Genomic DNA, 22,622 nt, shown 5'->3' with positions numbered 1-22,622 from the left:
GACCGCTATCTCGCGACCGGAGACGACCCGTTCTCGAACGCCGCTTCGACGAACTCGTTGACGCGGTCCGTGTCGATTCCCCGGACAGCGTGCGCTTCGGGCGAGACGTCCGACGGGAGCGCGAGTTCTTCACCGGAGAACGTCGACCCGACGACGGCGTCGCCCTCGCCGGCGCGCTTGCGCCTGACCAGCGTTCGCACCCTGTCGAGTACCGATGGGTCGACCCGCCCGGCCGCCTCGCACTCGTCGAGGAACGTCGGGAACGAGAGCGTCGGGAACGAGTGCGTGTCGCGGACGTACCGCGCGTACAGGACCGCCCGGACGACGTACAGCGTTCGCCTGACGGTCCGGTCGCACCTGCCGAGTTCGTACCGGTCGTCGTCCTTCGAGATAGTTCGCAGCTCTGCCCCTGCTAGCTGCCGTCCCAGCCCCGTCCCGCCGTCGGACGGGACGCAGACCCAGTGGTCCGCCGTCTCGTCGACGACGACGAACGCCGGTTCGCCCGCCGCCAGCAGCCGGCGTTCGAGGTACTTGCGGTACTGGCGCTCCGCGAGCGACCGGTAGTGGTGGTAGAGCCTGATCGGTTCGAACTGTCCGCCGACGTCGGCTTCGAGCGCCGCCAGTGGGTCGAACGCCCTGTAGCGACGTGGCGAGTGGAGGAACTCCAGCGTCGTGGGATTCGAGTCGGCCAGCAACTCGGCGAACCGGCGAACGTTCCACCCGGTCAGTTCGACGTCGTCGAGTTCCGTCTCGACGGTCGGAACGTACTCCCCGAGCGTCGCGTACCGGAGCAGCGGTTGCCGGAAGAGGACCGCGACGTCGTAGTCGCTCCCGGCGTCGTCGAGGTCCCACGCGCGGCTTCCGACGTCCCTCGCGGCCAGCACCGTACAGTCGTACTCGGCTTCGACCGCGTCGACGGCGTCGGCGAGTGCCGGTGGCTCTGCGGCGACCCCACCGTCGGGAGCGTCGTCGGTCATGACTCCACGTGTGCGGGCCGCGGGGAAAAACGTGTGCAGGTCGTGCGAACGGTTCTCAGTGCTGGTGACCGGTCGCCTCGCCGAAGGTGACGCCGAATCGCTCCTCGAAGAAGTCCATCGTGGCGGCCTCAATCTCGTCTATCTGCGGGTCGCTCTCCTCGCCGTGGTGGGCGATGTGGTGGGCGCGGGACGCGAACGAGAGCATGGCGATGTCCGCGACGACCTCTGTCGGCGACTGGCCCTGCTCGGCGAGCACATCGACGAGTCCGGCCGGGAGCGTGACCTCGTCCGAGTCTCCGTCGGAGGATTCGATGGTGAACGTGAGCGTCTCGATGTCTTCGGACATAGTTCGTGGTTCGCTCGTGGACGTAAACCTCTATGGGTTCGGTGTGTCCCACGCGCCCGGTCGTCCTGCTCTCGTCCAGTGGTCGTGAGCGCGGGACGGACCGGCCGACCGATACCACCACTACCGGGGCGAGACCGACGGAACGCTCCTCGGTCTCCGAACCTCGCTCGAAAAAGGGGGGATGCGTCCAACGACGGCCTACGACGAACGGCCCCTGGCGGCGACAAAATCCGTTCCACCACAGCTACAGGCCTTCCGGCCGACCGGTCGTAGCCCGCCATTCCGGTGCTTTCGTCCTATCTGGACGTTGCCGCACCGTTTGCAGCTTATCTGCAGTAGTCCCAATCGTGGTACCATCTTGTCGCTGATATACCGCTGGCGGCAGTCGGCCGAACGGACGTCGGTCAGTTCGACCCGCCGTCGATTACTTCCGACCGACCAGTCGCTTGAGTCGGTCGACCAGTCCGTCGTTCGATTCCTCGGGTTCCTGTGTCTCGTTCTCTGTGTCTGAATCGGACATCATCGGCAATTTTCACCACTAATATTTAAATGTATCTGACCGTTATGAACCCTCTAACCGGGTGGCCCGCCCCGGCCCGACGACCGGTCGAGCGGTCGTTCTCGACCCTGACGACCCGGTTGAACGGTGATGAACTGTCACCGCCCGTGTTACCCTGCCGCACGGGGCTGCGGAGCGAGTCCCTCTCTGAGGGCGATTCACACGGGGGATACGAAAGTGTACCGCCAGTTCGAGAGTCGGTCCGGCGAAACCGGCTTCAGTCGTCCGCTTCGGCGGGCGTCGTGGCCGCCGCGCCGGCCTGCGTCGCGTGGTCTTCGAGGTACTCGTCGGCGTCGATGGCAGCCTTGCAGCCCATCCCGGCCGCCGTGACCGCCTGCTGGTAGTGGTAGTCGACGACGTCGCCGGCACCGAAGATGCCCGCGACGTCCGTCTCCGTCTGGCCGCCGCCGAAGCCGCCCTGCGTCTTGAGGTAGCCCTCCTCGTCCATCTCGACGTCTGTGCCGTCGAGGTAGCCGGTGTTCGGCGTGTGGCCGATGGCGTAGAAGACAGCGCCGACGTCCAGTTCGTACTCCGTGGTCTCGGGGTCGTCCAGTCTGTCCGTCGGGTGTCCCTCGGGGTTCTCGACGAGCGTGACGTGGTCGACGCCGTCCGCCTGGCTCCCGTGGATCTCGGTCAGTTCCGTGTTCCAGAGGATCTCGATGTCGCCCTCCTCGACCTTCTTCGTGACGCGGTCTATCCAGACGTCCTCGGCCCGGAACTCGTCGCGCCGGTGGGCGATGTACACCTTGTCGGCGAACTTCGTCAGGAAACTCGCCTCCTCCATGGCCGCGTCGCCGCCGCCGACGACGAGCATGTCCTCATCGCGGAAGAACGCCCCGTCGCAGGTCGCACACGTCGACAGCCCGTAGCCCATCAGTTCGTCCTCGCCGGGGACGCCAAGCGTCCGGGCCGACGCGCCGGACGCCGCGATGACCGCGTCGGCCGTGTAGACGTCCCCGTTCGTGAGTTCGACGCGGAAGGGGCGCGAGGACGCGTCGACGGACTCGATGATGCCGTTTCTCGTGTCGGCACCGAACTTCTTGGCCTGTTCTTTCATGTTGTTGATGAGGTCCGGGCCGGAGATGCCCTCGGGGAACCCGGGGTAGTTCTCGACGTCGGTCGTCAGGGTCAGTTGCCCGCCGGGTTCGTCGCCCTCGACGACGAGCGGGTAGTTGTTCGACCGCGCCGCGTAGATGGCCGCCGTCAGGCCCGCGATGCCCGTCCCGGCGATGAGCAGGCGCCGGTGTTCGAGCACGTCGTCCCGAGCGTCTGGGGCGTCCTGTTCCTCGCCGCCGTCGGCCAGCATCAGCCAGTCGTCGAGTTTCCCGGCCTTCGCCAGCGCCGACGTGTCGTCCCACCCGCCGACGAGTTCGTCGTCGATGAACACTTCGGGAGCCGTCTGCCGACCGTCGGCGCGTTCGACCATCTCCTCGAACAGGTCGGCGTCGCCGGTGACGTTGTACTCTACGTAGTCCACACCCTTCGCCTCGAACAGGTCCTTCGCCATGACGCAGTACGGGCAGTTCTCCTTGGTGTAGATCTCAACGTGCGGTGCGTCTGTCATGGGAGGTAGTTCCCGGTGTAGGCGTTTCATAGTTGCGTTGTTCGACGCACTTGCCGCACTCTCGGTGCCGTCTCGGGTCGCCTACGCGCCCGGCGGTGGTTCGTAGCCCGTCACCTGAACGGCGGCGGTCGGAGCGACCTGCGTCCTGGCGGCCCCCGGACCGGCACGTCGGTACCGGGCCAGAGTCGACACGTTCAGGCACGCTCACGCACGAGTGGCAACCGGACGAATGCCAGCAGACCTCGAAGAGAAGACCGACCGCTACCACGACCTGCTCGAGGACGCCATCGCCGAGGTCGAGGTCGCGCCGCCCGAGGACACGCCGATGGGCGAGGCGGCGCTCGACTGCCTCGAGATGGCGACCTCGTACCTCGACGACGGCGAGCACTTCCGGGCGGACGGCGACCTCGTGAACGCCCTGGCGGCGTTCTCCTACGGCCACGCGTGGCTGGACGCGGGGGCGCGCATCGGCCTGTTCGACGTGCCCCGCGAGGGCCACCTCTTCACCGTGTAGCACCGGTCGCGCCGGCCGGTGCTGCCCGACCCACGCCCGTTGTCGATGGAATTACATGGCGCGCACGAGTCGGAGACACGTGATGGAGGCCGTTCTCTGGTACGTGTTGACAGGGACGCGCGGTGGTGAGAACCGCGTCCGCATCCTGCGTGCCGTCGACGAACGGCCACGGAACGCGAACAGACTCGCCGAGGACCTCGACCTCGACTACAAGACGGTCAGGCACCACCTCGACGTGTTGATGGACAACGACATCGTCCAGAACAGCGGTGACGACTACGGCGCGGTGTACCTGCCGACGGAACGGGTGCGCGAGTACTGGGACACCGTCGAACGGGTATTCGAACAGGTGGAGTGACCCACTATGGCCGAAATTGGGAAAGAGTATTTCCGCGGATGGCTGATACGGAGGTATAGATGAGCATCTGGGTGGACCTGGCGAAGGTCTCGACCGTCGTCAACGTGTGCTTGCTCGTCGCACTCGGGTACGTCTGGAGTCGGAACTACCTGCGGTTCCGGTCCAAGCACACGCTCGGTCTGCTCGTCTTCTCGGCGTTCCTGCTGGCGGAGAACGCGCTCGTGCTGTACTACTACATGCTCGACCCGATGCTGTCGGAGTGGTGGCACACCGAGAGCATGGTTCCCATCGTCGTCTGGCAGACCCAGATGCTGTTGCACGTCCTGGAGACGTTCGGCCTCGCGTTCCTCGTCTGGGTCACCTGGGACTGACCCGGGGCGGCCGCCAGGCCCCGTGAGCCACCGGTCGCCTGCTGGTTCGACCGACCGCTTCGAGTGAGCCGACCCGCAACACGATAATATATGAAGGTTTTGCTCGTTCGCCGGTGTACATATTACGTTTCCGGCGCATAGTTTATAAAGTAGGGCAAACATTTAAGTACTTGTCGTCCTAACTAATAGTGAAGACGAGTCCGGGGCGAGAGTGCTTTCTTTCTGCTCTCGGCGAGACCGCTTCAGGAGACCATCATGAGTGAGATTACAACGCGGTACACTGGCGAGACAGAGTCCACCGAGGAGACCAGTGAGACCGAACGAACGTGCCCGGAGTGCGGTGGAGAACTACACTTCGACGCAGAGCACGGCGAGACCGTCTGTTCCCAGTGCGGCCTCGTCGTCGACGACCAGAACATCGACCGCGGGCCGGAGTGGCGCGCGTTCGACTCCGCCGAGCGAGACGAGAAGTCCCGGGTCGGCGCGCCGACGACGAAGATGATGCACGACCAGGGGCTGTCGACGAACATCGGCTGGCAGGACAAGGACGCCTACGGGCGGTCGCTCTCCAGCCGACAGCGCAAGAAGATGCAGCGGTTGCGCACCTGGAACGAGCGCTTCCGCACCCGCGACAGCAAGGAGCGCAACCTCAAGCAGGCCCTCGGCGAGATCGACCGCATGGCCAGCGCCCTCGGCCTCCCCAAGAACGTCCGCGAGACCGCCTCCGTCATCTACCGCCGGGCGCTCAACGAGGACCTGCTCCCGGGACGCTCCATCGAGGGCGTCGCCACGGCGGCGCTGTACGCCGCCGCACGACAGGCCGGCACGCCCCGGAGCCTCGACGAGATGGCGATGGTGAGCCGGGTCGACAAGATGGAGCTGACCCGGACGTACCGCTACATCATCCGCGAACTGAAACTCGAGATCAAGCCCGCCGACCCCGAGAAGTTCGTGCCGCGCTTCGCCAGCGAACTGGGGCTGAGCGACGAGGCCGAACGCCGCGCCCGCCAGCTCCTCGAGAACGCACGCGAGACCGGTATCCACTCCGGCAAGTCGCCCGTCGGCCTCGCCGCCGCGGCCATCTACGCGGCCGCACTGCTGACCAACGAGAAGGTGACCCAGAACGAGGTCAGCGAGGTGGCGAACATCTCCGAGGTCACCATCCGGAACCGCTACAAGGAACTGCTCGACGCCGACACCACCGACGCGCGAGCGCTGTAACGCGGTCTCCCTCTGGCGGTCCTCGACCGACGATTCTCGACGTATCGTCCCCGACGAACGGCGTAGTGACACCCTTAGCGACAACCTTTTTGATAGCGCGACGTGTTACTGAGTTGCATGGTGGAAACCTACGTCCGCCTTCTCTGTCCGGAGTGCAAGAAAGACTGGGAGTCGTCTCCCTCGAGTCTACCGACGCCGAAGCAGAACTACAGTTGTCCGAGCTGTCACGCGACGCGTCGACTCGCGGAGTTCATGCGGACGGAACACGACCTCGATACCCTGAAACAGCTGCAGTGACTACAGATCCGGGGTCGGCGACAGCGCCCCGCAGGCGTCGCACTTCAGTACGGTCGCTCCTTGCTCGGTGACGAGTCGAGTATCGGGCGACGAACACTCGTTGCACCGTACGAAGGAGTCGACGTACCCGTCGAGCGCTTCCGCGATGCGGTCGGCCCTGAACTCGCCCTTCAACCGTGCGCGGCCGCGCTCGTCGATGTGACCGCTGGTCCCCAGTTCGTCCTGGAAGAACTTCATGACGTGTTCTGGCCTGCGGTTGAGCACGTCGGTCGTCTCCCTGAAGTTCTCGAAGACGGTCATCTTCCCCTCCTGTCGGACCTCGACGTCGGGGACGGTGAACCGCTCACCGACGGACTCGGAGTCGGGCGTCGCCTCGATCGCGCGTTCGAGCTGGTCCTCGTAGTCCATAGGAGAACGAAGGTCGAGCGAAAGTAAATAAGTTCATACTCGGTCGATAGTCGGTTCCCGACGGCTAAGACCGGGTTCAGGCCGTCGATCGGGGAAGTAATCCTCGACAGACGACGGGGAAATGTCCAATTTCGGCAAAGTGTGTTAACGAGACTCAGGATAATAATATAACCCTTGAGCCGGTAGGAGATTTTGGTTATGAAGAAGCAGGAGCTCATTCACCTTCACGGCCTGCTCGCAGAGGTATCCAGCCACTACGAGATAACAGCCGACGGTGATCTAGACCTGGACGAATACGAATCGCTTGGAATCCGACCAACGTCGATCCACAAATCGAAAACCGACCACAAGGCCGCTGTTTTTGCACTGGCGAACGGGATTACGTCCGACATGCACTCCGAGGAATCGGAGGAAACGGTTCCCGTTTCCGCCGACTAAACGGATGCTCTCGTCCTAGCTACGACCACACCAGATAGCGACCGCTCCAGTTCGCGCGGGTCGTACTCTTCTGTTCCGGCGCGCTCTCGTTTCGACTCGATTGCGACCGGGCTCTCGCAACAAGCGTTCGTCGTCTCGAACTGCAGTCGGCCGTCGATCGGCTCCGGAACCGGCTCACTCGATGAGGTCCTCGAACTCGGGGAGGACTTCGTCGTCGTCACCGTCGTCGGTCGGCGACTCCGCCGTCGACGCCTGCTCCACCTCGTCCTCTTCCTCCTCTTCCTCGACGACCTCGACCTCCAGCACCTCCAGCGGGATGGTCTCGAGCCGCATCCCGATCTCCTTGCGGGCGATCCTGGAGGCGTGTTCCTCGCGTTCGACGTTGAACACCGTCATCTCGAGTTCGAGTGCGACGAGCGCTTCGTCGGCCGCGATGAACGCCGGCGGAAGTTCCTCGCCGGAGGGCGACGTCCGGGACCCCATGTTTATCTCGACGTAGTTGAGGTCGGGGTTCAACATCTCGCCGGTCTTCGAGATGGCGATTCGCACCGCCTCGTCCGGTGTCTCTACGTCGTAGACCGGCACTGCAGCTTCGACGACAACTCTGCAGTTCATTGTACCCTGTAGTTGCCTGCCAAGCGGTATCAAGTTTGGCGTTCGTTCACCTCCGGGGGCGATGCGGACCCCGGCGAGCGACTTCGAAACCCCCAAACGCGGTCGGGCCGTCCCTCGATTCGATGGAGACCGGGTCGATACCGCTGTCGTCGCTTTCGGGGGGATTCGACGCACACGCCACCCTGGAGAGCGGGCAGTCGTACCTCTGGCGACGCGAGGACGGACGGATGTACGAGGGCGACGACGACGGGACGCCCTGGTACTACACGGTGCTGGACCTGGACGAACGCGACGCGTCGCGGGTCCCGCTGCCGGGCGACGGCCCGCACGTCGTCTGCGTCCGTACGACCGACGAAGCCGTCGAGTGGGAGGCGACGTGTGACGCACACGACGCCGTCGTCCACCTCCTGCGCCTCGACGACGACCTCGACGCCATCGTCGCCGACGCACCGGACGAGACGCTCGTCGCCGAGGCGTACGACGCCTACCGTGGCCTCCGACTGGTCGACGACCCGCCGTTCGGCTGTACGATATCGTTCATCTGCTCGGCCCAGATGCGCGTCGAACGCATCCACGAGATGGTGTCGACGCTCGCACGCACGTACGGTGACGAGGTCAGCTTCGACGGCGACACGTACCACGCCTTCCCCCGCCCGGAACAGCTCGCGGCGACGACCGAGGCGGACCTGCGCGACCTCGGCCTCGGGTACCGTGCGCCGTACGTCCAGCGCACGGCAGAGATGGTCGCCGCCGGGGAGGCCCACCCGGCGGACGCCGCCGGTCGGGAGTACGAGGCTGCCCGCGAGTACCTCACCCGGTTCGTGGGGGTCGGCGACAAGGTGGCCGACTGCATCCTGCTGTTCTCGCTCGGCTACGACGAGGCCATCCCCCTCGACACGTGGATGCGGACAGTCGTCTCGGACTACTATCCGGACTGTGACCGGGGGAACTACGTCGAGACGTCCCGTGCCCTCCGGGAGCGGTTCGGCGGCCGGTACGCCGGATACGTCCAGACCTACGTGTTCCATCTCCTTCGAACCGGTGGAGGAGAGCCGTAAGAGCCCGCGTACGCCACGTGCGGCGCTAGCCAGCGACCCAGTGACGTGTCCCGCGTGAGCGCCGGCGCCACGCTCCTCAACGAGCGAGATGCGCTCCCTGCGGGTGTTCCAGCTCGGGAGGGCTGGAGTCTGGACGACACGCCAGGCGGTGTGTGCCTGCAACTGGGGAGTCGGGACGACACCGAGGAGACGGTCCACACCCTCCGGTCGACTGTGGGTGCGCTCACCCAGCACTCGGAACTCGGATTACGTGATTTCGGGTGCGGTTCACGAGTAGTATGGGGTGGTTATCAGAGTCGTTCGAGGCCGTTACCTGTTGCCAATAGGTATTTATCGTGCCCTTTTCTATTCCGAGTCAGAATGTCGGACAGGAGTACAGAGCAGGTGGATGATAGTTCTGCTGCCGACGAAGTAATCATCGACCCGGAGAGCGAGCGAGCGCTCGACACATGCCGGGACGCGTGCCTCGAAGCACGAGAAACGTTGAATCATCAGATCGAGAAGATTCACAGCGAGGACCAGAAGGCAGTGGCGATCTTCAGAGCGAACCTCCTCGTGCTCGGTGTCTTGACGAGCGGACTTTCGCTCTCGGTTCGAACCGACTCGGTCGTGACCTCGGATTTCCTGAACGCACATACTGCTCTCGGAACGGCACTCCTCATATTGTCGTGTCTCGTTTCAGCGATGACGTACACGTCGTCGAGCTTCCAGATGGGAGTCAAACCCGGTCCCGTGAATCGTGTGATCAATGGGGAGATTTCCCGTCGCGAGTTCAACGAGACCCTGGGCAAGAGCTATGCTGAATGGATCGGTGAGAATCAGCGCGTACACGATTTCAACGCGACCGCGATTTCGTGGGCGATCAGTTTCGCCATCGCCGGTCTCTTCCTGTACATGGGTGGCGCGCTCGTCGGAATCCTCGAGATCAAGGGAGACCCGGTCTCGTACCTGCTTCTGATCGGTGAACTCTTCGCCGGTATGGCGGTCGGCGCGTGCGTGCATTATTCGGATGAATTATTCGAGCTGATAATGTCAGTAGATGAGTGACATCCCACGAGTGAACGTATCAAAATGACCAAACTATTAATAGTAAGACCGTATAAGGCCTAGATATTCCATGGCTCCGAGTAGACAGTATAATGAGGAGTCGCATAGGGAGACCGACTGGGGTATGGAAATGTCGAACTCACCCCGGCACGGCCCGTTCAAATCGGTCCGGACCGCAGTCCGACGAATCTTCACGAAGGATTGACCGTACTCCGGGCTCTGACTACTTCTCACGGCGTGAGTGTCACTCCAGTAGCACCCGCTCTGCCTCCCGGACGGTCCGTCCCCGAACTCCCCCGGGCAGCGTCCTGAAGAACGTTGATTTCGAAATTCGATGGTCCCAGCCAGTCCCCTCCGGCACGGGCTGATGCCCATTCGACCGCAAGATGGTACAATCCAGTGCACTAAACCGTTTGAACGTTGGCAGTAGCTTTTACCCGCGTCGGTATTCTGCACAGATTGGTGGCATAATGGGCATACTCAACCAGATGCTGCAGCGGAATCCACAACGACAGCCGTCGGTAGAACTCTCTACGCAGGTCGTCGAGGAAGTCGCCCGGGCGAAAGACGTCGACCCGCTCTCTCTCGACCCGATCATCGAGTCGGTCGACCCGGACGCGCTCGACCGCCTCTTCGACAGCCGGAACCGGGGGTTGCAACTCACGTTCGAATACGAAGGGTACACGGTGACCGTCGACGGCGACCGACAGATAGACCTCGCCGAATAGACACCCGGTCTGGCACGGCTGAAACCAGCCCTCGAATCTGGGAGCAGTTCTGTGCTACATCCGGCGGCCATCTTCTTTGCGTAATCGAACACCTGGTCTACGACTGGTTTCCCACCCGATAGCCCTGGGTTCGCCGTCGATGAATATCTGGCAGGCGAAACGTTCACGTAATCTACGATGATACTGGCTGTAGAGTGATGGAACACAGCTGTGCCCCGGACGGTAGACGGGAATTTCTCTCCCTGGTCGCGGGGGCCGGAACCGCTGCGCTCGCGGGGTGTACGACCGCGCTGTCGATTACCGGTCGGTCGGACGTACGCACGGCCACCGCGTCCACGACGGTCGGTCCCGACACCGGCGGGCTGACCGGCGCCGAACGCGAGCAGTACGTCGACCGGATGGCAGAGCGCTACGGGTCGTGGGCGGCCGACGATATCGTCCCCGATGCTACCTCCCTGGACCAGAGCCTGCAACCGGGAATTGCGTCCGGAGACGTCATCTGGGACGGCGAACAGACGCTCGCAGTGACCGACTCGTCGGGCACGACACTTGCCGAGTCGGACAACTACGCAGCGATCTACGAGAGCGAACAGTCCACCTCCCTGGACGAGGACGTCTACGTCTACTGGCTCTGGTCCTGTACCCGCCTGCGGGAGGCGGACGAACTCCGCGGACTCTGGTCGCACGTCGACGTCTCCGGTGGCGGCGACGTACTGGTCTACGACCCGGGTGGAGACGTGACGGACAACGGCACGATTCGCCCGCACCCGGAGAAGACGGGGCAGGACACCGACGAGTTCGCCGTCCAGTGGCAGGGCGAACACGACGGTACGCAGGTCGTGACCGGGAGCCTCTCCGAGCGCCGGGGCGACGGCGATGCCCGCGGCTTCGAGTGGACCGTCCATCTCGCCTGTGACGGGCGCTGACCATCGCTCAGCCCTCCCGTCGAACGCGGGGCGACCGGGTCGGTCAAGCCAGAGGTACGCGAATCGGGTTTCGATGACAGTTCCGAGTCACCCGTCGGGGGGTCGAAAATGCAGGGTGGGTTTATATATTATTGATACGTCGAATCGAGAGCATGATAACCGACTCGGTGGTGTTCGACGAACACTACATCCCGCGCGAACTCGCCCACCGCGAGGAGGAAGTCGGCACGCTCGTCCGGGCCTGGAATCCGCTCACGGTCGACGACCCCGTCGCCGACGTCCTCCTCGCCGGCCCCAGCGGGGTCGGCAAAACCGTCCTCACGACGTTCGCCCTTCGCAACCTCACCCGAGAGAACCACGTCCCATACGCCCACGTCGGGGCGATGGGCCAGACCACCGGCGACGTGCTCCGTGACCTCCTCGGGCAGATCGGTGGCCACCCACTCGGGGACGAGACCGTCACCGACCTCACGTGGACGGTGCGCAACCACCTCGACGACCCCGGTATCTGCGTGCTGGACGAGGCCGACGACCTTCCCGACTCCGACACGCTCGACACCCTGACCAGCATCGACGGCCTCTCACTGGTCGTCATCACACACGACCGCCAGCGCTGGCTGGGCCGGGTCGACCCCGACCTCCAGCACCGGTTCTCCGTCGACGGGCACGAACTCAGCCTCGACCGGTATGGTGTCGACGAACTCGCCGACGTCCTCGAGGCACGGGCGACCGCAGGGCTCCGGTCGGGCGTCGTTCGCCGCGACCAGCTCGAACGCATCGCCGACGACGTCGCCGGGGTCGCCCGCGTCGGCATCCAGTCCCTGCACGCGGCAGCCGAACTCGCGACGTCGCGTGGCCACGAACGCATCGAACCCGGAGACGTCGATGACTCCTACGACCGTGCTCGCCACCGCATCCGCCAGGAGAACCTGTCGTCGCTCACGTTCCACCACCAGGTGCTGTACGAGTTGATTCGCGATGCGGACGAGCTCACGGGCATCGACCTCCACCGCCGGTACGACATGATATCCAAACAGGCGTACCGGGGGCGACGGGGGACGCCGATATCAGAGCGGGCCCGCCGAAACAAGCTCTCGAAGCTCGCAGACCACGATTTGATAGAAGTGATCGATGGCCGGGCGACCCGGCGGTATCGCGTCGTCGACGACCGCGTCGAGTCTCCCCGGGACGTACCCCTTCAACCCGACGCGTGACCACCCGCGCTGGATTATGGGGAAGGTCTCGGAAGTGTCGGGATGTTTCACCGAGTGCGACTACTACCCTGCCACGGGTGGGCTTGAACACGTCCTGGAGTGGGGACCTTGTTGAAACCCTTGCTCTGTGATCGGTTTCAGTGCTCGTGCTGAATACAGGCCGCAAATCGGCCATGAGAAATCTCCGCGGCTTCGATCATCCGAGTTGGTAGATACAGCGCATCAACGTGACAGTGATAACTCGCGTGTGTTGGTCGGATCATCCGACAAACGTTGCAAGAACAGCGACGAGTACGGCGACGAAAGTCCCGACGAAGAGGCCGACGGCCGCACCCGCAATCACCGACAAGTATAGTGAGGAGGCCGTGACTGCCCCAACGCCAGCGATAACCACCGGAAGTTGCAGCACGGATCGGGAGACGAATCCGGACACCAACTCGGATTGAAACGTCATGAGTAGAGGATTTTATTTCTGTGTAAAAAATCCTTTGTGTCGGGAGATTTGCATTCCAGGTCTGTCAGCGCATTCAGCGATTCGAAGCTGGAACAACCGAGCTTCCATTGCTGACTGCATCCTCTGGGCCTTGTTTAGACGCGTGATTTCATCGGTTTGAACCCTCTAAGGCGCGTTCGATGTTTCGGACCGCCGATTTCATGACAAGTTCACGGAACTGACCGAACCACGTTCTCGCCCAGAGCGTATCTCCGTATCTGCGCCGGAGACCGAAAAACACTGATTCAGCGTTCGAGCGTTGATGATACGCCCGATCATGAATGAGCAAGTTTCTCGCCCATCCCAGCATCCCGGGATCTCGTTTCGGAATCAGTGGTGTGACACGTTCCGCACGTAACCGTGTGCGAAGTTCCTCCCAATCGTAGCCCCTATCCGCCGCGACAGTGCTTAAGACGTCGAGATTCCGCACCAGCACTTGCCAGCCGATCTGGGTATCGTGCGGTTGTTTCATCGAACAGTGTATATCTAGAATCGCACTAGTTCCACAATCGATGAGTAGCGTGGTCTTCACCGCCTCGAACGTGTAGTCCGTCCGTTTCGCGTAGTGCTGGCTCGCCTGGACCCGATCCACGCCGGTTGCGTCGATTGCCTGAACATCGCCGAGTTCGTACAGTTCGACCGATGCGTCGAGGATCGCTCGCCACCGCGTCATCGGAATCGCTTGCTTCCGCGCACACACGGTCGAGAAGTGCGGCAGCGTCTCGACCGTCAAATCGAGTGAGTTCGCGACGCGCGGCATTTCTCGCAGCACGTCCATCAGCTTCCGGTAATCGTGGCCGAGATACTCTTTGAACCCCTGAATCGCCAGAATCACCCAATCGGCATACCCCTCTTGACCGGGGCGGTATGCCGGAGCGGGCTCGCCAGCGACGGCTTTTTGGGCGAACGTTACGACTGTCTTCGCGAAGCGGGCGGTCTTGGTTTGCACACCGAACCCGTCCCGCTTCACTTCCTAGTAGATTCGACAAGTAGCGAGTATTGCTAGGACACTAGAAGTTACTAGTGACGATTGCTCCCGGTTGGTCAGGAGCGTCTAAACAGGGCCCATCCTCTGTATCTCGCACGCTGGTTCTATCAGTCGTTGAGGGTGTCAACAGAGCCGTCCTGGGATGAGGTGCCGGAAATGTACCCCCTCCTTTTTATACGGGGTCGACCGTCGCTCGCTCAATTAGAGTCCGAGCGCGTACGCCCAGGGTTCACTGCTCAGGGCGAGGAAGATCAGCGCCGCGGCGAGGAGTTCGACGTTCTTGATGAAGTTCGTCATCTCGGCCTGCTGCTGGTCTTCGGACACGGCCCAGAAGTCGTGCATCATCGGGGTCGTAACGAGGAGGAAGACCGCGATCGCCCCGGCTGCGATGGCAGGGAACGCTCCGAGTACGATGCCGAGTCCGCCGAAGACGAGCAGGCCGCCGGAGAGCAGGACGCTTGCCCGGGCCGCGGGGACGCCCTTCGACTGGGCGTACCCGCTCATCGCGTCGGCGTTCTGGAAGTGGTTGAGTCCCTGGAACGCGAGCAGGCCGCCGAAGAGTACCCGTGCGACGAGGAACACGACCCCGCCGAGGCCGGCATCGACCGCCACTATCGGCTCGCCTCCTCTGTCTGGGACTGGTCGGTGTGCAGTGCAAGCAGTTGTAGTATCGCATCTGGTATCACGACGTCAGTTAGTTCGCACTACAACATACTTATATCTAATCTGACATCAATGATATCAGGTAGGGCCGATGTCGGTCGGTGACGGCAGTGTTACTTCGGGATAATTCCCAGCGACCGAATGTGGAGGGTCCCGGAAGTATCGCCCCATTCTTTTTATATAGGGGCCGTCGTCGTGGTACGGCCACGTCAACACGACAGTCGAGGTGGACGGCGGTCGCGAAGTCGAAGTCCGACGCGTCTGGCGCCGCAGCAATACCGCCCGACTCGACATCCGCTATGGAGCTCGCTGGGTCGTCGACGTCAGCCGGTTCGCCAGCAGCGCAGACGACGTGTACCTCGTTCCTGTCTCGGTCGTTCTCCAGCGCGACGTTCGCAGCGATGTTTCGAACGTCGCGGCGTCGACCGGGGATCACGAGATCGGTCTCGGTGAGTTTCACGTGTCGACATCGCTCGCCAGGCTGGTGAGCGGGAGAACACAAAGAGTGCGGTCACCACGAGGTCGCAACTAGGTGCCATGGTTGCGACTGAAGTGGTGGTGGGCAGTGCAGGCGTCACCGATTCTGCAAGTGAACGTCACACACTCGAGACCCACAAGCCTTCGGGCTTACATGACAGGTCCGGTCGCGACCCGGTCGCCGTGCTCTAGAGTTTGACCTCCTCCCGCGCCTGAAGACGCGGGAATCCCACCACGGGAGTTCAGGCCGAGCGTTCGCTCGACCCTGTGGTTTCAAGACGCATACGTTCCAGGCGTCTCCTGCTGGGTAGCATCGGCCTGGCTGTCTTGTGGCGCGGTCAACCGCGCCCCATCCGCAGCCGAGTCATCGTCGTTCTCGTGTTCTCTGGAACGACTCTCTCCGCTGCGGTAGCGGTCTGCGATGTTCACCGCGCCGTTCACGTCCGCCTGGTACTCGCCCACCCAGCAGGCGTCGTTCGTACACTTGAACGTCGCCTGCTTCGGACGATACCCCACCTCACCGCACGTATGGCACTCCTTCGAGGTGTTGCGCGGATTCACCGTCTCGACGGGGATACCTTTCTCGACGGCCTTGTAGCGTATCTGCGCGTGGAGTTTGGCGAACCCCCAGCCGTGGAGACGCCGATTCATGAAGTCGCCGTAGTCCATCGACTCCCGGATGTACGTCAGGTCTTCCAGCATGAGAACGGGGTTCTCGACGGACGCAGCGTACGCCACGACTTCTCGGGTGACACGGTGGAACACGTCGTCGATCTGTCTCCACACATCGTCCCCGAAGGACTCCGCGAGACGTTCGCTTCTGCGCGTCTGGAGTCGCCGTGTGGCGGTGAAGTAGGTTTTGCGGAGGCGACGAACGGTCTTGCCTTCGTCGGCCCACAGTTCGGGAGCGGTCGGAGAACCGTGGTCGTCGCGGTGACACACCGTGACGAGCGACGCTTCCCCGATATCGACACCGATGGGTGTCCGTTCTTCTGCGGACACCTCGGAACCGTCCTCCACGTCGCGGGTGGCGGTAACGTGGAGGAACCACGTTCCGTCCCGCTCGAACAGCCGACTCTCGCCCATCGTGGCGTCACCAGCGTACAACGCTTCCAGCCAGTCCCGTTGTTCGGGGTTCGGCTGTGCTGGCGTCCAGAGGTGGTAGTCCTCGTGGTGCGGAACCTTGACGTACCACTCGATAGCGTTCTCGGGCGTGTGGTCGAGCTGGAGCCCTTCGTTGGTGAACCGAACGGGGTGGTCGTCGTGCAGTTCGGTCGCGCCGTAGGTCGTCGTGAGTTGCGGGACGTACTTTTTGAGCGCGTTTTTCGCGTATCCGCTCAGGTCGTAGACGACCACCACGTCGTTCGTTTCGGTCTGCGTGGTACAGTTCTGGTCGAAGGCATCCTGGAGGGCCTGCTGGTACGCCTCCCGCGTCTCACGGAATTTCCGCCGCTTGTGCGCGTTCGGCTCTACCAGTTTCAGTTCCAGCGTCTTCGTGAGCTCGGTCACGAATCGCCCTCCTTGTGCTGTTGGATGTAGTTCGTGACCGTCTCGCTGGAGACGTGTCCTGCTGTGCCTGCGTAGTAGCCTCTCGCCCATCCGATCTTTTCGCCGTCGTGGTCGGCATAGCGGTGGTTGTACTTGCGCGAACTGATGCCTTTGAACCAGTTGGCGAGAAGGGACGGTGCGTGCTTCGGTGGGCTACTGACGAACAGGTGGACGTGGTCGGGCTGAACGGTGAGGTCGAGTATGTCGAGGCCCTTGTCGTCGGCGATTTCGTGGAGGATGGTTCGTACACGGTCTGCGACCTCACCCGTGAGTACCGAGGTACGGTACTGAGCGGAGCCCTGCTCCGCGATGTCCGCAGAACCATCGGTTCTGCGAGACTTCGGCAACCACACTATGTGGTAGTTGAGGTTGTAGGTCGCGTGCCGTGTGGCCTTCATCCGTGTTGCACACTATGTGGATACGGGTGTTAATACTAACGGTGGGCGATGGGAAATCAAGCCGTGGCGTCGTAGGTGGAGGCGTACGCTATCGTCCGCTTGACCCCCGCCTGAAGACGGGGGTATGCGCTCGTGGCTCTATCACGCGTCCCAGGGCCTGTAGACGCGCGACTCGCGACGCGACCCAGGTCGGGGGCACCGTTTTCATCGTGGCGACCGCACACTGCGCCATGAGCGAGACGCGAACCCGCGCACACGTCTTCGTCTCCGGCCGCGTACAGGGCGTCTACTACCGGGCGAACACCGAGGAGGCTGCCGGCGAGTTCGGCGTCGACGGCTGGGTCCGCAACCTGGACGACGGCCGGGTGGAGGCCGTGTTCGAGGGGCCAGAGGACGCCGTCGAGGCGATGGTCGAATGGTGCAACGAGGGGTCGCCGAGGGCCGCGGTCGAGGACGTTTCGGTCGAGTACGGCGACCCCGAGGGCGAAGACGGGTTCCGTATCCGGTACTGAGTCGCCAGCGACCCGGTCACCGGTGCGGCCGCCTGCGCGCCGGTGACGGACGCCCGACGCGAACCAGTCGACTACTCGGGGAACAGCTCCAGGTCGCGGTCGAGCGCGTCGATCCTCGCGACCGCCTCGTCCGAGAGTTCGAGGTCGGCGGCGGCGAGATTCGACGACTGGTGCGCCGTGCTCCCGGCCTTCGGTATCGTCGCGACGCCGTCCGTCCGGATGAGCCACGCGAGTGCGACCTGGGCTGGACTGGCGTCGTGGGTCTCGGCGATGTCCGCCAGCACCGGGTCCTCGAACACTCGGCCCCCGGCCAGCGGCGAGTACGCGACGACCTGCTCGTCGTGGGCGCGATTGTCCGCGAGCAGGTCCGGCGTCCGGAAGTACGGGTGGTACTCGACCTGGTGGGCGAAGATGGGCGCGTCGAGGTGGTCACGCGCCGTCGCCAGTTCGTCCCGGGTGAAGTTCGAGACGCCGACGTGGTCGGTCAGACCGCGGTCGACGAGTTCGTCGAACGCCGGTAGCGTCGTCGCCGGGTCGTACGCCTCGATGGGGCGGTGGACGTACAGCAGGTCGACCGAGTCGACGCCCAGGCGGTCGAGGCTGACCTGCGTCGTCGCCAGCACGTCCTCCGGCGCGAGGTTGCTCGCCCACACCTTCGTCGCCAGGAACACGTCCTCGCGGTCGACGCTGCTCCGGTCGATGCCGGTGCCGACGACCGCCTCGTTCTCGTATATCTGTGCGGTGTCGAGGTGCCGATACCCGGCGTCCAGCGCGCTCGCGATGGCGTCCGGGTCGTCGATGCCCATCGTTCCCAGGCCGACCGGTGGCAGGTCCATGGTCCATCGTGCGCCCCCGGCACCGAAGGCCTTGCGAAGGGCGCGGATTTACCACACCGCCGCCCGAACACCCCGTCATGATTACGAGCGACCGGATGGCCCAGGTCGACGTGAACGCCGAGGCGCTCGGCGTGCCGCGAAAGCAGTTGATGGAGTCGAGCGGACACGCCGTCGCCCGGACCGTGCGGGAGGTAGCAGAGTCCGGCGACAGCGTGGCCGTCGTCGGGGGACGTGGGAACAACGGGGGCGACGGCTTCGTCGCCGCCCGGTTCCTGGACGAGTTCGAGGTGACGACGCTCCTGCTCGGGCGCGCCGAGACCATCACGACGGACATCGCCCGCGAGAACTGGGAGGCGCTCCGGCGGGCCGACTACGAGACGTACGAGGTCCGCGACTCGGCCGACGTCGACCTCCCGGCCGCCGACGTGGTCGTCGACGCGATGCTCGGGACTGGCGTGACGGGGGCGCTCCGGGAACCCGAAGCGACGGCCGCGTCGGCCATCAACGACGCCCGGGCGACCGTCGTCGCCGTCGACGTACCGTCGGGCGTCGACGCCGACACCGGCGAGACCGATGGCGTGGCCGTCGACGCCGACCACGTCGTCACCTTCCACGACCAGAAACCGGGGCTCGAGTCGGTCGACGCGTCCGTCACCGTCGCCGACATCGGCATCCCGGACGCGGCGGAACTGTTCGTCGAGCGCGGCGACCTGCTCGCGCTCTCGCGGGACCCCCACGCACACAAGGGCGACTTCGGGGAGGTTCTCGTCGTCGGGGGCGGACCGTACACCGGTGCACCGGCGCTCTCGGCGCAGGCCGCCATGCGCGCCGGGGCCGACCTGGTGCGGGTCGCCTGTCCGACGAACGTCGCCGACACCGTCCAGGGGTACGAGGAGGGCCTCATCGTCCGGGGGTTCACGGGCGACCTGCTCCGACCGACGCACGTCGACGAACTGCTCGACGCGGCCGTCGACGCCGACTGCGTCCTCCTCGGACCGGGACTCGGCAGGGCGTCGGGGACGATGGGTGCCGTCCGGGACTTCCTGTCCGAGTACGACGGCCGGGCGGTCGTCGACGCCGACGCGCTCCGGGCGGTCCCCGAGGTCGACACGGACGCCGACCTGCTCTGTACGCCACACCAGGGCGAACTGCTGGCGATGGGCGGTGAGACCGCCAGCGACTGGGAGGAGCGCGCAGACCTCGTGGCCGAGTTCGCGGCCGACCTCGGCCAGACCCTCCTCGTCAAGGGTGCCTACGACGTCGTGACCGACGGCGAGACGACCCGTGTCGGTCGCACCGGGAACCCCGGCATGACCGTCGGCGGCACCGGCGACGTGCTCGCCGGCATCTGCGCCGCCCTGGCGAGCACGCACGACCCCCTCACCGCCGGCGCCATCGCTGCCTACGTCAACGGCACCGCCGGGGACGCCGTCGTCGACGAGCAGGGCTACGGGCTGTTCGCGAGCGACCTGCTGGACGAGATACCCCGTGCCATGTGGAGGAGACGATGACCGAGGACGAGTCGCGGGACCTCACGCACGTCGACGAGTCCGGCGACGCACAGATGGTCGACGTGGGTTCGAAACCGGACACCCGTCGACGGGCGGTCGCCGAGGGGACCATCCACCTCACGGCGTCGACGGTCGAGGCCATCCGGGCGGACGAGGTCGAGAAGGGCGACGTGCTGGCGACGGCCCGCATCGGCGCGATACAGGCCGTCAAGCACACCTGGGAGACCATCCCGATGTGTCACCAGATTCCGGTGACGAACGTCGACACCGAGTTCGAGGTGGCCGAGGACGCCGTCACGCTGACCGTGGCCGTGGAGACGACGGGCAAGACCGGGTGCGAGATGGAGGCGCTGGAGGGCGTCACGACCGGCCTGAACGTCGTCTGGGACATGGTCAAGGCGGCCGAGAAGGACGAAGACGGACAGTACCCCGAGACGCAAATCGAGGGGGTCCGGGTCGTCTCGAAGGAGAAACGCGAGGCGTGACGAGCAGGTTCGACACCGCCCTGACCGCTCTGCTCGGCGTCGACCACCCCGTCGTGCAGACACTCACCGGGAGCGGGACCTGCCCGGAACCGGCGGCCGCGGTCGCCGACGCTGGCCGTCGTCGGAAGGACTGAACGGCGGACGTCGCCGAGAAACGAGTTCGAAGGGGCGAACGCAGGGACCGGATTACTGCACCGGCGTCGACAGTTCGCCCGCCCGCGACCGGGCCTGTTCGACCACAGCGGGTCGGGCCTCGAAGTCGACCAGCACGTCCTCGTCGCCGTAGGACACGTCCTCAACGTTCGCGTTGTCGTGTATCCACGAGACGAGGCTCATCGTCTCGTCGGTCATCGGGAGGACGAGTCGTTCGCGCTCCCAGTCGGGGAGTTCGCCGACGATGCGGTCGCGCAACTCGTCGATGCCGATTCCCTCGCGGCCGGAGACCGCGACGGGATTCGGCGCGAGCGCCGAGAGCGCAGCACGCTTCTCCTCGAGTTCTGCCTCGTCCACCTTGTCGACCTTGTTCAGCACGGTGACGATGGGTGCCTCGTTGCGCTCGTACAGCGTGTCGTGGCTCGTGACGAGTTTCTCGCGTATCTCGTCGACCGGTTCGGACACGTCGACGACCAGCAGCACGAGGTCTGCACGGTACACCGAGTCGAGCGTGGACTTGAACGACTCCACGAGCCAGTGTGGCAGGTCGGAGATGAACCCGACGGTGTCGGTCACCAGCACGTCGCGGTCGTCGATGGCCGCACGTCGGGTGGTCGTCCCGAGCGTCGTGAACAGGCGGTCCTCGGACTCCGCGGTGGCGTCGAGGTCCGGGTGCAGGTCCTCGTTCTCGCCCACGTCCAGGTCCGCCGCGAGCCGGCGCAACAGCGTCGACTTGCCGGCGTTGGTGTAGCCGGCGAGCGCGACGAGGTCGAAGCCGGCCTCGTGGCGTCGCTCGCGCCGGTCGGCCTCCGTCTGCTCGATGCGGGAGAGTTCGTCCCGGATGCGCGATATCTGGTCCTTGATGTCGCGCTCGCGGCTCTCGTCGTACTCGCCGAGTCCCATGAACCCGGGGTGCTCGTCGCGCTTCGCGAGGCTCGCTTTGGCCTCGGCGCGCGGGAGTTCGTACCTGAGTTCCGCGAGTTCGACCTGGAGCTGTGCCTTGCGCGTCTGTGCGCGCTGGCCGAATATCTCGAGGATGAGCGTGAACCGGTCCATCACCTCGGTGCCGTCGGGGAGTTTCTGGCCGAGGTTGTACGTCTGGTACGGACCGAGACGGTTGTCGAAGATGACGGTGTCCGCGCCGCGTCGGGCCGCCAGCGCCGCGAGTTCGTCGGCCTTCCCCTCGCCCAGCTGGAGCGCCGGGTCGGCGGTGCGGGTCTGGGTAAGTTCACCGACGACGTCGTAGCCGGCCGCGTGTGCGAGTTCGCGTATCTCCGTCGTGTCTGGCGTGCCGGAGTCGACGCGCTTGACGGCGATGGCCTTCACGACGCGGTCACCCCGACGTCGCCACTGGTTCGTCGGCGGGCGGATGTCGCTCCTCGCGGGGCGCGCCCCGCGAGGCAGGGGACGCTAACCTCGCCGGTTCTCCACCACACGTCCATGTCTGCGATTCATACCAGTACGTAACAACTCCCGCCTCTTGAATCTCTTGCTGGGGCGGGTGACGTGACTGGACACTGATGGCACCGGCATCGTGGCTACTTCTTTCCATCTGCCCGAAAGACTTATTCAGATGTCGTGCACGTGTCGGTATATGCTACCACTCGAACTGAACCCGCAACAACTCGGTCTCGAATTCGGTACAGGGGCCGTCATCGGTGGGTTGATCGGGTTCGCGGCCAAGAAGATCGCGAAGATCATCGCGACGATCGTCGGTCTCGAACTGGCGCTGTTCAAGTTCCTCGAATCGAAGGGGTACCTCACCGTCAAGTGGGACGAACTCAGCGGCGGCATCCTCAGCGTCGCCGAGGACACCCAGAATATAAACACGGGCTGGATCGAGCCCATCGTCTCGACGCTGTCGGTCGGTGTGGGCTTCACCGGCGGCTTCATGCTCGGCTTCCGGAAAGGATAGTT

At 64.3% G+C, this 22,622-nt stretch carries 29 protein-coding genes; 16 read left to right on the top strand and 13 right to left on the bottom strand.

Annotation, left to right across the window (positions count from 1 at the left end; all coding sequences use genetic code 11):
- Positions 1 to 5 precede the first annotated feature (5 nt).
- From ACSC1W_RS10405 to grxC, 3 genes are all read right to left on the bottom strand, one after another.
- On the bottom strand, positions 6 to 977 hold the full coding sequence (locus ACSC1W_RS10405) for a DNA polymerase beta superfamily protein (protein ID WP_435347279.1): 972 nt from the start codon (positions 975 to 977) through the stop codon (positions 6 to 8).
- Positions 978 to 1,032: 55 nt separating this feature from the next.
- Complete coding sequence (locus tag ACSC1W_RS10400; RefSeq protein WP_435347278.1) at positions 1,033 to 1,323, bottom strand: DUF7545 family protein; 291 nt, start codon at positions 1,321 to 1,323, stop codon at positions 1,033 to 1,035.
- Positions 1,324 to 2,099: 776 nt separating this feature from the next.
- Positions 2,100 to 3,446: a glutaredoxin 3 gene (gene grxC / locus ACSC1W_RS10395; RefSeq protein WP_435347276.1), complete on the bottom strand. Its 1,347-nt coding sequence runs from the start codon at positions 3,444 to 3,446 to the stop codon at positions 2,100 to 2,102.
- Between the two features lie 229 nt (positions 3,447 to 3,675).
- On the opposite strand from grxC, the gene ACSC1W_RS10390 reads away from it, so the two are divergent.
- From ACSC1W_RS10390 to ACSC1W_RS10370, 5 genes are all read left to right on the top strand, one after another.
- Positions 3,676 to 3,960 (top strand): DUF357 domain-containing protein, encoded by a 285-nt coding sequence (locus ACSC1W_RS10390; protein WP_435347274.1) that lies wholly within the window; start codon positions 3,676 to 3,678, stop codon positions 3,958 to 3,960.
- An 82-nt stretch (positions 3,961 to 4,042) separates the two neighbouring features.
- Positions 4,043 to 4,318 (top strand): ArsR/SmtB family transcription factor, encoded by a 276-nt coding sequence (locus tag ACSC1W_RS10385; RefSeq protein WP_435347273.1) that lies wholly within the window; start codon positions 4,043 to 4,045, stop codon positions 4,316 to 4,318.
- 59 nt (positions 4,319 to 4,377) lie between these two features.
- Positions 4,378 to 4,689: a DUF8036 family membrane protein gene (locus ACSC1W_RS10380; protein ID WP_435347271.1), complete on the top strand. Its 312-nt coding sequence runs from the start codon at positions 4,378 to 4,380 to the stop codon at positions 4,687 to 4,689.
- A gap of 255 nt (positions 4,690 to 4,944) precedes the next feature.
- Positions 4,945 to 5,910 carry a transcription initiation factor IIB gene (locus ACSC1W_RS10375; RefSeq protein ID WP_435347270.1) on the top strand — a complete coding sequence of 322 codons (966 nt, stop codon included), beginning with the start codon at positions 4,945 to 4,947 and terminating at the stop codon, positions 5,908 to 5,910.
- A gap of 117 nt (positions 5,911 to 6,027) precedes the next feature.
- On the top strand, positions 6,028 to 6,207 hold the full coding sequence (locus ACSC1W_RS10370) for a DUF7836 family putative zinc-binding protein (RefSeq protein WP_435347268.1): 180 nt from the start codon (positions 6,028 to 6,030) through the stop codon (positions 6,205 to 6,207).
- On the opposite strand, the gene ACSC1W_RS10365 is transcribed toward ACSC1W_RS10370, so the two are convergent.
- On the bottom strand, positions 6,208 to 6,615 hold the full coding sequence (locus ACSC1W_RS10365) for a translation initiation factor IF-2 subunit beta (protein ID WP_435347267.1): 408 nt from the start codon (positions 6,613 to 6,615) through the stop codon (positions 6,208 to 6,210).
- A 198-nt stretch (positions 6,616 to 6,813) separates the two neighbouring features.
- Between ACSC1W_RS10365 and ACSC1W_RS10360 the strand changes: the two genes are divergently transcribed.
- Entirely contained in the window at positions 6,814 to 7,053 is a 240-nt protein-coding gene (locus tag ACSC1W_RS10360; protein ID WP_435347266.1) for a UPF0058 family protein, read from the top strand.
- Positions 7,054 to 7,227: 174 nt separating this feature from the next.
- Here ACSC1W_RS10360 and ACSC1W_RS10355 read toward each other — a convergent pair whose 3' ends face one another.
- Positions 7,228 to 7,668, bottom strand: coding sequence for a DUF555 domain-containing protein (locus tag ACSC1W_RS10355; RefSeq protein WP_435347264.1), 441 nt, complete (start codon positions 7,666 to 7,668; stop codon positions 7,228 to 7,230).
- A gap of 122 nt (positions 7,669 to 7,790) precedes the next feature.
- On the opposite strand from ACSC1W_RS10355, the gene ACSC1W_RS10350 reads away from it, so the two are divergent.
- The 5 genes from ACSC1W_RS10350 to ACSC1W_RS10330 all read left to right on the top strand — a co-directional run bounded on the left by ACSC1W_RS10350 (position 7,791) and on the right by ACSC1W_RS10330 (position 12,641).
- Positions 7,791 to 8,726: a DNA-3-methyladenine glycosylase family protein gene (locus ACSC1W_RS10350; RefSeq protein WP_435347263.1), complete on the top strand. Its 936-nt coding sequence runs from the start codon at positions 7,791 to 7,793 to the stop codon at positions 8,724 to 8,726.
- 360 nt (positions 8,727 to 9,086) lie between these two features.
- The gene (locus ACSC1W_RS10345; RefSeq protein WP_435347261.1) at positions 9,087 to 9,773 is read left to right on the top strand and encodes a hypothetical protein; all 687 of its coding nucleotides are present in this window, start codon (positions 9,087 to 9,089) and stop codon (positions 9,771 to 9,773) included.
- A 470-nt stretch (positions 9,774 to 10,243) separates the two neighbouring features.
- Positions 10,244 to 10,501, top strand: a complete 258-nt coding sequence (locus ACSC1W_RS10340; RefSeq protein WP_435347259.1) for a HalOD1 output domain-containing protein — start codon at positions 10,244 to 10,246, stop codon at positions 10,499 to 10,501.
- Positions 10,502 to 10,695: 194 nt separating this feature from the next.
- Complete coding sequence (locus tag ACSC1W_RS10335; RefSeq protein ID WP_435347257.1) at positions 10,696 to 11,427, top strand: hypothetical protein; 732 nt, start codon at positions 10,696 to 10,698, stop codon at positions 11,425 to 11,427.
- A 152-nt stretch (positions 11,428 to 11,579) separates the two neighbouring features.
- Positions 11,580 to 12,641 (top strand): Cdc6/Cdc18 family protein, encoded by a 1,062-nt coding sequence (locus tag ACSC1W_RS10330; protein ID WP_435347255.1) that lies wholly within the window; start codon positions 11,580 to 11,582, stop codon positions 12,639 to 12,641.
- Positions 12,642 to 12,900: 259 nt separating this feature from the next.
- Here ACSC1W_RS10330 and ACSC1W_RS10325 read toward each other — a convergent pair whose 3' ends face one another.
- The 6 genes from ACSC1W_RS10325 to tnpA form a co-directional block, all read right to left on the bottom strand.
- A complete protein-coding gene (locus ACSC1W_RS10325) occupies positions 12,901 to 13,095 on the bottom strand; it encodes a hypothetical protein (RefSeq protein WP_435347253.1) in 195 nt (64 codons plus the stop codon).
- A gap of 148 nt (positions 13,096 to 13,243) precedes the next feature.
- The gene (locus ACSC1W_RS10320; RefSeq protein WP_435347251.1) at positions 13,244 to 14,104 is read right to left on the bottom strand and encodes an IS5 family transposase; all 861 of its coding nucleotides are present in this window, start codon (positions 14,102 to 14,104) and stop codon (positions 13,244 to 13,246) included.
- Between the two features lie 219 nt (positions 14,105 to 14,323).
- The gene (locus tag ACSC1W_RS10315; protein WP_435347250.1) at positions 14,324 to 14,734 is read right to left on the bottom strand and encodes a DoxX family protein; all 411 of its coding nucleotides are present in this window, start codon (positions 14,732 to 14,734) and stop codon (positions 14,324 to 14,326) included.
- Between the two features lie 109 nt (positions 14,735 to 14,843).
- Positions 14,844 to 15,245: a hypothetical protein gene (locus ACSC1W_RS10310; RefSeq protein WP_435347248.1), complete on the bottom strand. Its 402-nt coding sequence runs from the start codon at positions 15,243 to 15,245 to the stop codon at positions 14,844 to 14,846.
- A gap of 290 nt (positions 15,246 to 15,535) precedes the next feature.
- The gene (locus ACSC1W_RS10305) at positions 15,536 to 16,771 is read right to left on the bottom strand and encodes an RNA-guided endonuclease TnpB family protein (protein WP_435347246.1); all 1,236 of its coding nucleotides are present in this window, start codon (positions 16,769 to 16,771) and stop codon (positions 15,536 to 15,538) included.
- Positions 16,768 to 17,208 (bottom strand): IS200/IS605 family transposase, encoded by a 441-nt coding sequence (gene tnpA, locus ACSC1W_RS10300; protein ID WP_435347244.1) that lies wholly within the window; start codon positions 17,206 to 17,208, stop codon positions 16,768 to 16,770. Before tnpA ends, ACSC1W_RS10305 begins: the two co-directional genes overlap by 4 nt.
- Positions 17,209 to 17,438: 230 nt before the next feature.
- Between tnpA and ACSC1W_RS10295 the strand changes: the two genes are divergently transcribed.
- Complete coding sequence (locus ACSC1W_RS10295) at positions 17,439 to 17,720, top strand: acylphosphatase (RefSeq protein ID WP_435347243.1); 282 nt, start codon at positions 17,439 to 17,441, stop codon at positions 17,718 to 17,720.
- Between the two features lie 71 nt (positions 17,721 to 17,791).
- On the opposite strand, the gene ACSC1W_RS10290 is transcribed toward ACSC1W_RS10295, so the two are convergent.
- Entirely contained in the window at positions 17,792 to 18,556 is a 765-nt protein-coding gene (locus tag ACSC1W_RS10290) for an aldo/keto reductase (RefSeq protein ID WP_435347241.1), read from the bottom strand.
- 77 nt (positions 18,557 to 18,633) lie between these two features.
- On the opposite strand from ACSC1W_RS10290, the gene ACSC1W_RS10285 reads away from it, so the two are divergent.
- Genes ACSC1W_RS10285 through ACSC1W_RS10275 form a run of 3 tightly spaced genes read left to right on the top strand, consistent with a single transcriptional unit; the run spans position 18,634 to position 20,686 of the window.
- Positions 18,634 to 20,067, top strand: a complete 1,434-nt coding sequence (locus ACSC1W_RS10285) for an NAD(P)H-hydrate dehydratase (protein WP_435347239.1) — start codon at positions 18,634 to 18,636, stop codon at positions 20,065 to 20,067.
- Complete coding sequence (moaC, locus tag ACSC1W_RS10280) at positions 20,064 to 20,552, top strand: cyclic pyranopterin monophosphate synthase MoaC (protein ID WP_435347237.1); 489 nt, start codon at positions 20,064 to 20,066, stop codon at positions 20,550 to 20,552. Before ACSC1W_RS10285 ends, moaC begins: the two co-directional genes overlap by 4 nt.
- Positions 20,549 to 20,686, top strand: a complete 138-nt coding sequence (locus tag ACSC1W_RS10275) for a hypothetical protein (protein ID WP_435347236.1) — start codon at positions 20,549 to 20,551, stop codon at positions 20,684 to 20,686. The genes moaC and ACSC1W_RS10275 overlap by 4 nt, the downstream gene beginning before the upstream one ends.
- Positions 20,687 to 20,738: 52 nt before the next feature.
- Here ACSC1W_RS10275 and hflX read toward each other — a convergent pair whose 3' ends face one another.
- A complete protein-coding gene (hflX, locus tag ACSC1W_RS10270) occupies positions 20,739 to 22,031 on the bottom strand; it encodes a GTPase HflX (RefSeq protein ID WP_435347234.1) in 1,293 nt (430 codons plus the stop codon).
- Between the two features lie 268 nt (positions 22,032 to 22,299).
- On the opposite strand from hflX, the gene ACSC1W_RS10265 reads away from it, so the two are divergent.
- Positions 22,300 to 22,620 carry an FUN14 domain-containing protein gene (locus ACSC1W_RS10265; RefSeq protein WP_435347233.1) on the top strand — a complete coding sequence of 107 codons (321 nt, stop codon included), beginning with the start codon at positions 22,300 to 22,302 and terminating at the stop codon, positions 22,618 to 22,620.
- Positions 22,621 to 22,622: the final 2 nt, after the last annotated feature.

The sequence above is a fragment of the Haloarchaeobius marinus genome, from assembly GCF_051207415.1.
In the GTDB taxonomy this organism is placed as follows: domain Archaea; phylum Halobacteriota; class Halobacteria; order Halobacteriales; family Natrialbaceae; genus Haloarchaeobius.
This window is presented reverse-complemented; position numbering and strand designations above follow the sequence as displayed.